Below are 13,641 nucleotides of genomic sequence, written 5' to 3'. Positions count from 1 at the left end.
CGAGCCGGGGCCGCCAGCTTGCTGGTTTGCGGGGTCACCGTCGGCGTCGGGTGTTCGGGTCGGGGATCTCGAAACGGTGGGCCGCGACCAACTGCAGAGCACCACTATCAACGCTGCGCGAGCACGGTAGACAACTCGAGCCCGCTGTTGGTGGAGTGGCCCTCGACTCAACGAAGTGCGCTCGAGGCTGAGCTCACACGCAGGGATTCCCTCATCGTCGTTCGCTATACCGGCTGCGAGATGGAGGTCTTGCGCGGTTGCGAGGTTGGTGGCCACTACAGGTGGACTGAGGTCTCGGCCAAACACGACGAACTCGAGATCCGCAACGCCCGTGACCTGTGGGCCAAGATTCCGTTGGCCGCGGCGAAGCTCGTCTCTGTGGTCGAGCAGCACGGCGCGCTTCACCTCGACATGCAATTGGTCGGTCAATATGCCGGGGTCTCCGTCGCGCCAGCGCGGGACCTCTTGCAAGGTCGCCGATGCGAGGAGGCGACACATGTCGTTGGAAGCCTGATGGTCGGCGCGTTTGAGCTGTCTTCGACCACTGGCGGGTCGTTCAAGGCGGGCGCCGAAGTCCATGGCGCGGGTGCGGGTGTTGGTGCGAGTCGCCACGAGGGCTACTACAGCAGCGACGGCAATCCAGATTCGTGCCGCTCCCAGCAGTCCTACAGCAGCTACGCCCCACCCGAGGATTGTCAGTCTCTGCTGCAGATCGAACTCCTCGAGATCCCCGTCAGCGTGCCCGCGGCGCAGGGTCGTTGCCCCAGTGACATGGTGCTCATCGAGTTCGCCGCTGGTTCGAATTTTTGCCTCGATCAACACGAGGTGACGGTCCGCGAATACGCAGACTGCGCCGCCAGCCACACTTGCTCCGAGGCCCCTGCCACGGTCCACTGGCCTGGCATCGTTGACGAGGAACACGATCGCTTTGACGACCTGTGCAACCAAGACCGGGGGACTCGGCGGAAACACCCCGTCAACTGCCTGACTTGGGACCAAGCTGCGAGTTACTGCCGCGCCCAGAACAAGCGCCTGCCGACCAGCGCGGAGTGGCGTTGGGCCGCCAGCGGTGGTCAGCAAAACCGCACCTTCCCGTGGGGTGAAGACGCGCCGAGCGCCAAACACGTCAACGCGTGTGGCAAGGAGTGCACGAAGGCCTTCGAAGATCTGGAACCGCTCTACGGTCGCAGCGACGGCTTCGTTGGGACTGCGCCGGTCGACAGCTACCGAGACGGCACCGGTCGTTGGGGGCTGGTTGACATGGGTGGCAACGTGAGGGAGTGGAGCGCCGATCGTGGGTACTCTGGTGTGCTCATTTTCGGCGGTTCGGCGCTGACCAACACGGTTGAAGAGCTCCGGAGCCAGAGTGCGTCGGAGGTCAGCGCTGGCACACGGCACTTCGACCTTGGGATGCGCTGCGCGTCGGACCCGATGGTCGTCGAGAGCTCGAAGCGGCGAGGTCGTTCCGCGCGTTGAGAAATACTGACGGCCTGGCGGACAGGTCCAGCCTGTGCCGGGAGCGCCGCGAGGCGGACGGCCGGTCCGCGCGCTACACTCCGGCATGGCCGCGCGCCAATTCGTCCTCGGCACCGCCGGGCACATCGACCACGGCAAGACCTCGCTGGTCCGCGCGCTCTCGGGCGTCGACACCGACCGCCTGCCCGAGGAGAAGCGGCGCGGGATCACGATCGAGCTCGGCTTCGCGCGCTGGCAGCCGAGCGACGAGCTCGAGGTCGGGATCGTCGACGTGCCCGGTCACGAGGCCCTGGTCCGGACGATGGTCGCGGGCGCCGGGGGCATCGACGCCGTGCTGCTGGTCATCGCCGCCGAGGACGGTGTGATGCCGCAGACCCGCGAGCACCTCCACGTCTGCGAGCTGCTCGGGCTCCGCCACGCGGTCGTGGCCCTGACCAAGATCGACCGCCTCGAGGGCGGCGACGAGCGCGAGGAGCTGCTCGAGCTCGCGTGCGAGGACGTGCGCGAGGCCCTGGCCAAGGGACCCTTCGCCGAGGCCCCGATCCTCCCGGTCAGCGCCCACTCGGGGCAGGGCATGGCCGAGCTGCGCGCGGCGCTGACCAGCCTGGCCAGGCAGGTCCGCACGCGCGGGCGCAAGGGCCCCCCGGTCCTCCCGATCGACCGCGTGTTCACGATGCGCGGGCACGGCACGGTGATCACGGGGACCCTGCTCAGCGGTGAGATCGATCTGGGCAAGTCTGCGACCCAAGACAAGTCCGAGTCCGCGCCCGAGCTCGACCTGATCCCGGCGGGCTACGGTCGTCGGCGCCGCTCGCTGCGTTTGCGCGGCATGCAGGTCCACGGCGGCGAGGCCCGGCGGTCTCGCGCGGGCACACGTACGGCGCTCAACCTCGGCAATGTCTCGGTCGACGAGCTCGCGCGCGGCGACGTGATCAGCCAGGGCCACAAGGTCGTGGCCAGCGATCGCGTGCTCGCGCTCGTCGAGCAGCTCGGCTTCGGCCAGCGGCCCTGGGCCCGCGACACCTCCTTGCAGCTGTGCGCGGGCACGGCGAGCACGGCGGCGCACCTGGTCCCGCTCGCGCTCGAGGATCCCGAGACCGGCGTGCTGCTCGATCCTCGCCCGCGCGCGCCCAAGCCGGAGATCGGGCCAGGCCAGCGCGGGCTCGTGCGGATCTACCTCGACACGCCGCTGCCGATCTGGGCCGGGCAGCGGGTGATCTTGCGGGCCTACTCGGCCGCCCACGCCAACGTCGAGGGGCTCACGGTCGGGGGCGGGGTGATCCTCGATCCGCTGCCCGAGCGCCGCCACCCCCTGCGCCGCGTGGCCCTCGCGCGGGCGCTGCTGTCCGAGGACCCGGCTGAGCGCGCGACCGCCCTGGTCGTCGACGCGGGCATGGTCGGCGCCGACGCCGAGACGATCGCGGTCCGGGCCAACATCGCCGAGCCCGGCAAGCTGCTCGCGCGGCTGTCGGGACCCCGGGGGCCGCTGCTCGGGTTGGCCGGCGGTCGCTGGGTCGAGCGCGGGCTGCTCGACGAGCTCGTCCGCGCGGCGATCGCCGAGGCTGAGCGCTATCACCAGCAGCAGCCGCTGCGCGCGGGTGTCCCCCGGGCGACGCTCGAGGCCGCGCTGCCCGGGCACCCGGCGCCGGAGCTGGCCCGGGCGGCGATCGAGCTCGCGCTCGAGCGCGGGGCGCTGCGCGTCGCCGATCGCTCGGGCAGCCTCGCGCGCCCGGGCAAGGGCAGCCTCGATCCCGACGCGCTGCCCGAGGCCATGCAGGCGATGCTCGATCTCTACACCAAGGGCGGCGTCACCCCGCCGACCTTGCGACAGATCAGCCAGCGCCTCGACCTCGACTCCAAGCGCGTGCTCGAGTACGCCGGGCTGCTTCAGCGCAACGGCTTGTTGGTCCGTGTCAGCGACGATCTGTCCTACGCGGCCGCGGCCCACGCTTCGCTGCTGGTGCGGGTTCGTGAGCACCTCGCGGCCCACGGTGAGATCGACGTGCAGGCGCTCAAGGACATGAGCGGGGTGTCGCGCAAATTCGCGGTCCCCTTCATGGAGCACCTCGACCACCTCGGGGTCACCCGGCGCGAGGGCGACCGCAGGCTGCCGGGGCCCAAGCGCGAGGCGTGAGGCTCAGGTCGCGGCGAAGGCCCGCACGAAGTCCTCTTGTGCCCGCGTCTCGACACAGCGCGGCCCCCGGGCCTCACGGACCGCGGCGAGGGCCGCGTCGGCGGTCGCGCCGAGGCGGATGAGCAAGCAGGCCGCCACGGTCCCCGAGCGACCGAGGCCACCCATGCAGTGGACCACGACCGGCGCGACCGCCCGATGGGCCTCGATCGCGTCGAGCAGGCCCGCGACCTCGGCCTGGCTGACGACCCCCTGATCCGGGATCGCGAGCTCGAGGAAGCTGAGCCCGGCAGCCCGCGCGGCCTCGGGCAGCGCCTCGACGCCCGCCCACGCCAGCTCGCTCGCGGGCAGGAGGCTGACCAGGGTCCGCGCTCCGCTGCCGTGGACCACCGCGAGGTCTTCGTCGAGCGAGCGGCCGCGGTCGCGGCGGCCCGGGCACAGGGTCAGCCCGACGCCGTGCGCCGCCGCGAGCTCGGGCGCCTCGACCCAGTCGACCCGCAGCGCGCGCGCGGCCCGATAGAACTCCTCTACGGCGCGGGCGTGGCCCTCTGCGGCGTGCAGGGCCAGGCGCCGCTGGAGCGGGCTCGCCTCGTCGAAGCTCAAGGTGTGCGCGGCGTAGCGAAGCGCGGCCACGCGGTGTTGGCTCGGATCCCGATCGGAGCGGCAGTAGCGCGCGACGTAGCCCCGCAGGGTCCGCAACAGCGCCCACGCGCGCAGGAGCGGGGCGAGGGTGACGCCGGGGGGCGACTCGGGCAGCTCGGCCGCGAGGTCCTCGACGGCCCCGAGCGCGTCGACGAGGCGCTTGCCCTCGGCGAGCGCGGCCTCGTGTGCGAGCGGCATGAACAAGAACAGGAGGTCGTTCTCGAGCTTGACCAGATCCTTGAGCACGTGGGCCCGGTCGGCGTGGAAGAAGTCGATCAGCCAGACATTGTCGCGCTCGTCGAGCAGGATGTTCGCGCCGTTGAGATCGCCGTGCACGAAGGACACGAAGTGATGCTCGGGCGGGCTCCCCAGCGTCGGGAGTGCGTCCTCGTAAAAGCGGACCAGGGCTGAGCGCGCCGCCGCTTCGGGCCCGACGATCGCCGCGACGTTGCGGGCCACGCTCGGCGCGTGGCGGACCGAGAAGCCGTAGTGGGCCAGGAGCGGCAGCGGCTCGTACAAGGCCGCGCGCTCGAAGCGGCCGAGGACATCGCCGAACACGTCATCGAGGGCGTGGACGAGGCGCTCGACCGGCGCGTCCGCCTCGTAGAGCGACTTGAAGGTCCGCACTCCCCCCTGACCCATGGCCGCGAAGGCGTACTTCAGGCCCGCTCGATCGCCGAGGTCGACGTAGCCGAGCACCCGCGGCGCGTCGTTGCCCAGGATCGGCTCGACCCGCTCGAACGCGACCCGCTCTTTCGCGAGCAGACCCCGCGGCCCGAGCTTGGCGACCGAAGGCGAGTGAAGGTGGCCGAGCGCGTCCTCGCTGCGGACGGCGAACACCGCCGCGCCCGAGAAGCCGCCCGAGAGCGGCGTGAGCTCGAGCCGCGCGCTGTCTCGGTAGAGGTACGCGAGCAGGTCGCGGTCGTCTGGATCAGGGTCGGCGCCGCGGATCTCGGGCCCCGGGCCGAGCGCGGGGAGCCGGGGCGAGGGCGCCTCGGTCCCCGGACACAAGAACGCCGCCAGCTCCCCGACCGAGTCGCAGATCTGAACCCCGAGGATCGTCCGCAGCTGCTCGAGGGCGGCGAAGTGCTTGGCCCGCGACGAGCTCGCGGTCAGCGCCGAGCAGGTGGCGAGCTGCGTGAGCCCGAGCCGCGTGACCAGGTCGTAGAGCAAGAAGGTGACCTTGGCCTCGGTCCACACGCCGACGACGGCGACGCGCAGGGGCCCGTCGGCCTCGGCTTGGACGGCCCGGATCCGGGGCTCGAGATCGGTGCCCTCGAAGTCGTTGAGTCCGATCGCGTCGATGTAGGACGCGCTCGGGTTGCGCTCGACCTCCTCGTCGAGCTCGCCGAGCAGACGCGCGCCCGGGCTGCCCGCGACGCAGTGGACTCCGAAGGTGTCGAGGTGGGCGGCCTGGCGCGGGTCCTGGGGGTCGTGCCAGTCCCGGACGTGGAGCTGCGTGACCGCGCCCTCGGGCAGCGAGCGGACCCAGGCCAGGAGCTGGGCGACGGGGCCCGTCTGGGGATCCTCGCCGAGCAGGCGCCGGGCCTCGGCCTCGCCGACATGGAGCTTGTTGGGCAGCGGCGCGTGGGCGGCGATGCGCCCGACGAAGTCCTCCTGCAAACACTGGGTGATCAGCAGCGCGCGGGTCACCGGGGCAGGGTACCCGAAGCTCGCGCTCATCCGCGCGCTCCCGAGCTTCGATTCAGGCTCGAGAGAGTCTAGCAGTACGCCCGGTACAGCGGCGTTTTGGCTTCGCGCCCTCGGGGAAAAATTCCGGCGCGAGGCGACACGAGGCATTGCACCACGGGCTGCTAGACCTAAATCAAGCGCGCAGCGCTCGATTTAGGTCTAGTCTTCAAGGAGCCTCTCAAAAGGCCCCTCGCTGCGGCGGCGAAGCCCCCTCCACTCACCCCAAACGCTCGCTCGATTTAGGGCTAGAATACCAAAAGAGTAGGGGGGCCGCGTGCTCGCCCTATCAGGAGACGAGCGATGACAGAGCACTTCGTCGTCTTGGTCACGACCTCACCCTCGTTGCACCCCTCCACCCGCGAGCTGGCCACGCGCCTGGCCTGCCGGGGGAACGCGGTGCTGCTGTTTCTTCACATCGTGCCCTTCTCCGGGTCCGACGGCGAGGCGATGCTGTACTCGGCGGTCGGGGTGATGAGCGGAACGCACGAGGCGTGGCTGGGTCGGCAGGTCCCCTCGCGCGCCGAGGTCCGCTACCGACATCGGCTCGCGGCGGGCGACCCCGAGCAGATCGTCGCCCGGTTCGTGGCAGAACACGAGGTCGACCTGGTCGTCGCCGAACAGCCGCCGCGGCGCTGGCTGTCGCCGGCGCTGTGGCGCGGCTTCGCGGAGCGCCTCGTTTGGCAGATGCCCTGCCCGGTGGTCATCAGCGGGCCACGCTTCTTGCGGTCGATGCCCTCGCCGCCGCCCCCCGCGCCCAGGGGCCTCACTCATACGAACGCAGCCGACCTGTTGCGTACCACGGTAGAGGCGCGGGTCGAGGCTGTCCGGTGCTGGATGGACCACATGGCCGACGCTGTCCACCGTGTGGCGCAGTCGCTGGTGGTGCGCGACGCCGCGGCGAGCGTGGGCGGCACCGGGCTCTTCGACGCGAGGGTGGAGCAGCGCCTGCGGGTCGCGCTCGACGAGCATCAGTGGGCGCTCCACGCCCAGGGCTGGCAGCTGTCCGTCGGTGAGCATAGCTGGGGCAGCGGTCTGGTCATGCCCCGCTTGGGGTCGGGCCTCGCGGCGTTCCTGGACCGGGTCCACGAGCACGGCAGCAGCACCTCGCTGCCGCTCGCGGTCGATGTCGAGCTCGACCGCCTGGTCCTCCTCGCGGGGGCGATGGTCGGGGGCGACGGCGGGTTGTTGCTGCTGGCCTTCGACGCCGAGACCGACTTCTTGCGCATCCTCGGCCAGCCCGGCCCCTTCCCCAGCTTCGAGACCTACGCGTTCGACGAGGCGGGGGTGATGCTGTCGAACAGCCGGTTCCCCGACCAGCTGCTGCAGGCGGGGCTGTTGCCTGCCGAGGGGCAGCAGACGCCGTTGCGCCTCCGGGTCGCCGAGCCCTCCGACGAGCCGAAGGAGCGTTGGCCGCTGACGCGCATGGCCGAGCAAGCGACGCGCCAGCGCGATGGCTTCGACACCCGGGGCTACCGTGACTACCGTGGCGCGCAGGTGGTCGGCGCGTGGCGGTGGGTGCCGGAGTATGGCTTCGGTGTCACTGCGGAGCTCGATCGGGCGGCGGCCTACGCCTGAATGACTCAGGGCGAGGGCGAGACCTCGAAGGACTCGCGGTGGGTCATCGTCTGGGCGCCGACCAGATCCCGGATCCGCAGCTCGAGCTCGTAGCGCCCGGGCCCGGGCACCGCGACCATCCCGGTGATGCGGCCACCGCTCGCGCCGGTCTCGGCCTGGGGGAAGCGGACGTCGTCGTCCTCGCGCTGGCGATAGACCTCGTGGCCCTCGGCGTCGAACACGGTCTTGCCGATCACGGCGTGGTGCTCACGCAGCTGGGCGTCGAGGCCCTCGACCATCAGCTCGTAGTTGATCGACGCCGGGTCGAGGGGGCCGTCGAGGGCGTTGCCCTCGGCGTCGAGGTAGCGAAACCCGATCACGCGCAAGGACCCGGCCGCGGCCTCGGCTGCGCGATCGACGAGCGCCGTCCACTCGGACTCGTCGAGCTCGAAGCCCTCGATCTTGTCGCCGAGCACGACGACCGTCAGGCCGACCTCGCCGCGATCGAAGCGGGCGAGGTAGCGGCGACGGACGCCGCCTTCGACCGGGTCTTCGGACTCGCGCTCGAGCGCCGCGACCGGGCCGAGCCAGTCGAGGGTCCGGGCGAGGATCGCGAGCTCGCGCTCGTCGAGGTCGGCGGCGAGGCTTTGCGTGCACAGGGCGAGGGCGGCGTCCCGGGCTCCGATCGAGAGCTCGGCGAGCAGCTTGGTTGTCAGGCGATCGGTGTCGTCGGTCGCGTCTGCGGGCGCCGCGGTCGCGGCCGACTTGTCGCAGGCGCCCGCGGACGTGAGCGCTGCGCCGCAAAGGACGAGGGGGAGGAGCGATGAGAGCCGAAGCGACATCGCGGCCATCATACCCAGCTCGCGGCTCCTCGGAGTGACAGCCTGCGCAATGGTGAGACGACTCCGCTGCCGAACAAGACGAAGTCGCGCGGCGAGTCGTCGACCATCGAGAGGCCCTCGAAGAAGCAGTGATCATGAAGATAGTAGCGAACACGTCGCGGTTGGGGGCGCCATCCGTTTGCAGGACCGCGCGAGTTTGCGCGAGAGGCTCGGTGGCTGCGACATGGGTGAAGAGCGAGGCCACCAGACCCCGCGCGCAGCTCAGCCCGTGGCCGCGAGCGCATCCCCGAGCGTGGCCGCGAGGGCCTCGTCGATCGGCGTGGCCTCGACGCCAAAGGTCGTGCGAAACCGCCGGTCGTCGATCACGTAGGGCTGCTCCCACTGGTAGACCATCTCGCGCAGGGCTCGGAGCATCGGCGAGAACACCCCCGCGGTCGTCAGCGCCCAGTTGGGGATCGTCCGGACCGCGCCGGGCATGCCGAGCGACGCGGCCGCGCGCTCGATCAGCGCCCGGGTGGTCCCAGACCACGCGAGCGGGAGATGGAACACTTTGCCGACAGCCTCCGCCCGGGTCCCGAGCTCGGCCAGCGCACGCGCGACGTCGGGGGTGTAGCTGTAGCCGTGCGGCTGATCGGGGTCGCCAAATACCTCGACCGCCTTACCCGCGCGCAGGCGCTCGATCGCCCGGGGGTTGAGCGCGACCGAGGACGGCGTCCCGGGCCCGAAGAAGTCCGCCGCGCGCCCGCAGCTGACCTCGACCTCGCCGCGGCGGTGGGCCTCGAACAGCTCGTCGGCCAGCATCGCGCGCAGCTCCCCCTTGGCGCTGCACGGGCGCATCGGCGTGTCCTCGTTGAAGGGCGAGCTCGCGGGCTTGCCGTACATGTAGAGGCAATCGAGCACGACCAGCCGCGCCCCGGCCCGCGTCGCGGCCGCCCGGACGCCGCGCGCGAGCGGCTCGAGCACGCCGTGCCAGCGCGCGTAGTCGGGCGGGTTGACGCAGTTGTAGACGACCGCAGCCCCGGCGGCGGCCTCGTCGGCGAAGCGTGGATCGGTCAGGTCGCCGGACATCCAGACCAGGTTCGGGCGGGGCGCCCCGGCGGCGCCGCGACGGACGATGCGAACCCGAAAGCCACGCGCGAGCAGCTCGTCGGCGAGCTTGGGGCCGACCTGGCCGGCGCCGAAGATCGTGTGGAGGGGGGCGGGGTCAGACTGCTGGGGCGTGTTCATGAGCCCAAGATGATGGTTGCGTATTCGCAAGTCCATATGCAAAAAAGCTATCGTGAGTAGCAACAACGCAAAACGAGGTGCCCCCGAGCGACTGCGCTGGGACGACCTCGAGGTGTTCTTGGCCCTCGTCCGGGCCGGGACGATGACCGGGGCCGCAGCTCGGCTCGGCGTCAACACCTCGACGGTCGGCCGTCGCCTCGATGGGCTCGAGTCCGCGCTCGGCTTCCACCTGTTCGACCGCACTTCGACGGGCCTCGTGTCCACGGAGCTCGCCGAGCAGCTGATGCCCGTGGCCGAGTCGATGGAGCGCGCGGCCGCCGACGCGCTGCGTCTCGTCGAGGGCCGCGAGACCGAGCCCGAGGGGCGCGTGCGGGTGACGGCGCCGCCGGGCATCGCGGCGTGCTTCGTCGCGCCCGCGCTGCCCGAGCTGCGCGCGCGTCACCCGGGCCTGACGATCGAGCTCGACGCCGCGGTCGGCTACGCGGATCTGACCCGGCGCGAGGCCGACATCGCCCTGCGCGGCGCTCGGCCACGCAGCGGTGACCTGGTCGCGCTGCGCGTGCTCGAGGCCCAATCGACGATCGCCGCGGCGCCCGAGCTCGCCGCAAAGGTCGGCAAGCTCGGGCGCCTCGACGCCGTCGACTGGATCACCTGGGGCCCCGAGCTCGCGGGCCTGCCCGACGCGCAGTGGATCGAGACCCACGTCGATCCCTCGCGCGTGGTCCTGTGGACCAGCTCGATGGACGCGCAGATCCGGGCGGCGCACGCGGGTCTCGGCGCGATCGTGCTCGCGCGCCCCTTCCTCGCGTGGACCGGCCTCGCCGAGCTGAAGCCCACGCGGACCCTGGCCAAGCGCCTGCCGCCGCTGCCGATCGCCGGGCTGTGGATCGTCGGCCACCGAGCGCTGCGCGAGGTCCCGCGCGTCCAGGCCGTGTGGGATTTTTTGATCGAGCGGGCCCGGGTCGCGACCGACGCGTGACCGCGCGCTTCACCTGGTCAACGCACGCAGGCGCCGAGCTGTTCGTCGGAGCCGGGCGTCGTTGGGGCCCTCGTCGAGCTCGGCGAGCGCGAGCTGGGCCAGCTCGGTCGCGCGCTCGGGCTCGTCGAGCTCGACCAGGGCCCGGGCCAGCGCGAGGCGGGTCACCGCGAGGCCGCGGGCGCGCTCGGTCGAGGGGTCGCTCGGCTCCCACCAGACCAACGCGCGCTCGAGCAGGACCCGCGCCGCGTCGAGCTGACCGCGCTCGAGCTCGAGCTGCCCGCGAGTCTGAAGCGCAAACGCCAGGCGGACGGCGTCGGGCGGGTCCTCGGCCTCGAGGACCGCGAGCGCGCGCAGGAGCTCGGCCTCGGCCTCGTCGTGGCGGCCCTGGGCGAGCAGGGTCTGGCCGAGCAAGACCCGCGCCCGGCTGAGCTCGGGGTGGTCGGCGTCGAGGCTGCTCTCGAGCACGAACAGGGACCGGCGCGCGGCGGCCTCGGCCGACCGCGCGTGGCGGAGCTCGAGCTCGACCTCGGCGATCCCGCGCAGGGCGGCGGCGACTTTGGGGTGCATCGCGCCGAGCTCTCGCTCGAACAAGCGCAGGGCCTCGTCGAGCTCGCGCAGGGCGGCCTCGTCGTCACCTTGGACCTGGCGCGCGAGCCCGAGGTTGACGTGCAGGGCCCCGAGCGCGGGGTGGTCGGGGCCGTAGGCGCGGGTCAGCAGCTCGATCGATCGGTGGTAGGTCGCGATCGCGTCGTCGGTGCGCCCGGTCATCGACTGGACCGCGCCGAGGTTGGCGAGCAGCAGCGCGACCCGGGGATGATCGGCGCCGAGCTGGATCTCGAGGATCTGTGCGGCGCGGCGTAGCGCGGTCTCCGCCGCGGCGAAGCGCCCGAGCTCGACCAGGGTCGCGCCGAGGTCGCTGTGAACGGCGGCGGCGTCGAAGCTGTTGGGGCCGGCGAGGATCTCGATGACCTCGAGCGCCCCGCGACCGACCTCGAGGGCCTCGTCGTAGCGCCCCCCCTGGATCAGCAGGGTCATTCGGTAGCGCTCGATGCGGGCGAGGGCGAGGCGGTCGCCGCCGAGCGACTGGGCCAGAGCCTCGGCGTTGCGGAGCCACTCGTGGGCGCGCTCGATCTGGGCGAGCCCGCTCCCGAGCACGTCGATCAGCTCGACCGCGGCCGCGCTGGCGAGCCGCGTGTGGCCCTCGCCGAGGGCCGTGTAGTAGGCCGACTCGAGCAGCTCACGCGCGTCCTCGAACGCGCCGCGGTGGCGGACCAGGTCGCCGAGCTGGTACTCGACCTCGGCGACCAGCGGCGCGTAGCCGAGGGCGAGGGCCTCGTCGAGCAGCGTCGCGGTCAATTTCTCGGCGGCCTCGACCTGGCCCGTGGCCTCGAGCGCGGTGGCGTCGGTCAGCTCGTCGCGGATCGCGTCCGCGCGCAGGCGCTCGCCGTGATCGCGGGGCACGGGCAGCTCGCTGGCGAGGGCCTCGACGTCCCCGCAGCGCTCGATCGGCGTCAGGCCCTCGGCGGCCGCGACCGCGCGCTCGACGATGTCCGGGTTGGCCCCGGCGAGGGCGTCGACCAGCGCGCTGAGCTCGCGACGGTTGCGCTCGAGGCAGCGCATCCGTTGATCGAGGACCGCGTCGGACTGGGCCCAGCGCAGGTGGGTCGCCTCGCAGGCGTCGACGTACATCCTGGCCCACGCGCGGGTGTAGGCGTCGAGCTCGCGCTCGACTCGGGCGAGGGTGTCGGCCGCGAAGGGGCGCCCGCTGGCCGCGAACGCGATCCGCATGCGCTCGCGGTCGGTCGAGTTCCAGACCTCGGCGAGCTTGCCTTCGGCGCCGCTGCAGACCTCGGCCGACGCCCCGGGCTCGGCGGCTTGGGTCAGGCCGAGGGTCGCGCCAGCGGTGGTCAGCGCGGCCGCGACCGCGATCGCCTTCCACCTCCGGCGCTTGACCGGCGCGCGCTCGATCGCCTCGAGCAGCGCGTCCATGGTCGGCCAGCGCTGCTCGGGATCGCAGTTGAGCCCGCGGATCAGGACCGCGTGGAGCCACGCGGGCACCCCGACGCCGCGCAGCGGGGGACGGATCTGGTTGCGCTCGAGCGCGGTGACCAGCGCGTCGAGCGAGTCGCCCGCGAAGGGCCTGCGACCATAGAGCGCCTCGTAAAAGGCCACGCAAAACGCGAACTGATCGCTGCGGGCGTCGGCCGCCGCGCCCTCGAATTGCTCGTGGGCCATGTAGGCCGGGGTCCCGACCAGGGCGCCCGCGCGCGTGACCGAGCTGGCCAGGGCGTCCCTGTTGGGGCTCGTCAGGGGCGTAGGGGGGGCGGGCGCGCGACGGAAGCGGGTCCGCCGGAGCCGGTCGAGCCACGCGTGGGCGTTCGACTCGGGCGGCGAGAGGACGGGCGGCGGGGGCTCGAGCGCGGACGAGGACTCGACCAGCTCGAAGGGTCCGTCGGCTTCGGGGGCCGCGCGGGCGAGGCCGAAGTCCGTGACCCGGACCCGGTCGTCGTCGCCGAACATCACGTTGGCGGGCTTGAAGTCGCGGTGGACCAGGCCCGCGCTGTGAGCCGCGGCCAGGCCGTGGCCGGCCTGAACGTAGACCCGCACGACCTCGCGCCAGCTCGGCCTGCGCGACTGCCACCGACGCACGTCCTCGCCCGCGACGAATTCCATGACCAGATACACGCGCCCGTCGAGCTCGCCGACGTCGTGGACCGCGACGACGTTGGGGTGCCCGAGTCGCGCGAGCGCCTGGGCCTCACGCCGGAGGCGGGTCCGACCGGCGTGGCCGTGGGCGTCGCCGCGCAGGAGCTTGATCGCGACCTTGCGATCGAGCTCGGGGTCGAAGGCCGCGAACACGATGCCCATGTTCCCGGCGCCGACCTTGTTGAGGATCAGGTAGCGGCCGACCCTCGCCCCGGGCCCGAGCGCAGGCTCACCGTTCGCGGCGTTTGCGCTCTCCGGGATCGTCCGATCAGGATCGGACATTGTCGACTGCGGGGTCATTGCTGGTCACCACAATAGCAGCGACCTTCGATCTGACTAGCGCTCGCGCTGTCAATCGATGACATGCGATGTCAGGATGTCGCGTAGATTCG

8 protein-coding genes are annotated in these 13,641 nt (G+C 72.0%); 4 read left to right on the top strand and 4 right to left on the bottom strand.

From position 1 onward, the window contains the following. The first annotated feature begins 240 nt into the window (after positions 1 to 240). Positions 241 to 1,476 (top strand): formylglycine-generating enzyme family protein, encoded by a 1,236-nt coding sequence (locus ENSA5_RS17875; protein WP_181197872.1) that lies wholly within the window; start codon positions 241 to 243, stop codon positions 1,474 to 1,476. Positions 1,477 to 1,561: 85 nt separating this feature from the next. Beyond that, on the top strand, positions 1,562 to 3,610 hold the full coding sequence (gene selB / locus ENSA5_RS17870) for a selenocysteine-specific translation elongation factor (RefSeq protein WP_106392886.1): 2,049 nt from the start codon (positions 1,562 to 1,564) through the stop codon (positions 3,608 to 3,610). Positions 3,611 to 3,613: 3 nt separating this feature from the next. Here selB and ENSA5_RS36065 read toward each other — a convergent pair whose 3' ends face one another. Beyond that, complete coding sequence (locus ENSA5_RS36065; RefSeq protein WP_181197871.1) at positions 3,614 to 5,902, bottom strand: phosphatase domain-containing protein; 2,289 nt, start codon at positions 5,900 to 5,902, stop codon at positions 3,614 to 3,616. Between the two features lie 339 nt (positions 5,903 to 6,241). On the opposite strand from ENSA5_RS36065, the gene ENSA5_RS17860 reads away from it, so the two are divergent. Then, entirely contained in the window at positions 6,242 to 7,516 is a 1,275-nt protein-coding gene (locus ENSA5_RS17860) for a universal stress protein (protein ID WP_106392885.1), read from the top strand. Positions 7,517 to 7,521: 5 nt separating this feature from the next. Here the strand turns inward: ENSA5_RS17860 and ENSA5_RS17855 are convergent, their stop codons facing one another. Both ENSA5_RS17855 and ENSA5_RS17850 read right to left on the bottom strand, forming a co-directional pair. Next, a complete protein-coding gene (locus ENSA5_RS17855) occupies positions 7,522 to 8,337 on the bottom strand; it encodes a hypothetical protein (RefSeq protein ID WP_146155826.1) in 816 nt (271 codons plus the stop codon). 261 nt (positions 8,338 to 8,598) lie between these two features. Then, a complete protein-coding gene (locus ENSA5_RS17850) occupies positions 8,599 to 9,564 on the bottom strand; it encodes an NAD-dependent epimerase/dehydratase family protein (protein ID WP_106392883.1) in 966 nt (321 codons plus the stop codon). A 52-nt stretch (positions 9,565 to 9,616) separates the two neighbouring features. Here ENSA5_RS17850 and ENSA5_RS17845 point away from each other — a divergent pair, with 52 nt between their 5' ends. Further along, positions 9,617 to 10,543, top strand: a complete 927-nt coding sequence (locus ENSA5_RS17845; RefSeq protein WP_146155825.1) for a LysR family transcriptional regulator — start codon at positions 9,617 to 9,619, stop codon at positions 10,541 to 10,543. A gap of 9 nt (positions 10,544 to 10,552) precedes the next feature. Here the strand turns inward: ENSA5_RS17845 and ENSA5_RS17840 are convergent, their stop codons facing one another. Further along, positions 10,553 to 13,531, bottom strand: coding sequence for a serine/threonine-protein kinase (locus ENSA5_RS17840; RefSeq protein WP_258182898.1), 2,979 nt, complete (start codon positions 13,529 to 13,531; stop codon positions 10,553 to 10,555). Between the last annotated feature and the right edge of the window lie 110 nt (positions 13,532 to 13,641).

Origin of the sequence: Enhygromyxa salina, assembly GCF_002994615.1 — a bacterium.
Lineage (GTDB): Bacteria > Myxococcota_A > Polyangia > Nannocystales > Nannocystaceae > Plesiocystis > Plesiocystis salina_A.
Note: the sequence above shows the minus strand (reverse complement) of the source record. Positions and strands in the feature narration are given on the sequence as shown.

Bases quoted from the DNA above. Each gene is read 5' to 3' on its own strand.
- ENSA5_RS17875 (WP_181197872.1), top strand. From the start codon at position 241: ATGGAGGTCTTGCGCGGTTGCGAGGTTGGTGGCCACTACAGGTGGACT.
- selB (WP_106392886.1), top strand. From the start codon at position 1,562: ATGGCCGCGCGCCAATTCGTCCTCGGCACCGCCGGGCACATCGACCAC.
- ENSA5_RS17860 (WP_106392885.1), top strand. From the start codon at position 6,242: ATGACAGAGCACTTCGTCGTCTTGGTCACGACCTCACCCTCGTTGCAC.
- ENSA5_RS17855 (WP_146155826.1), bottom strand. From the start codon at position 8,337: ATGTCGCTTCGGCTCTCATCGCTCCTCCCCCTCGTCCTTTGCGGCGCA.
- ENSA5_RS17850 (WP_106392883.1), bottom strand. From the start codon at position 9,564: ATGAACACGCCCCAGCAGTCTGACCCCGCCCCCCTCCACACGATCTTC.
- ENSA5_RS17840 (WP_258182898.1), bottom strand. From the start codon at position 13,531: ATGTCCGATCCTGATCGGACGATCCCGGAGAGCGCAAACGCCGCGAAC.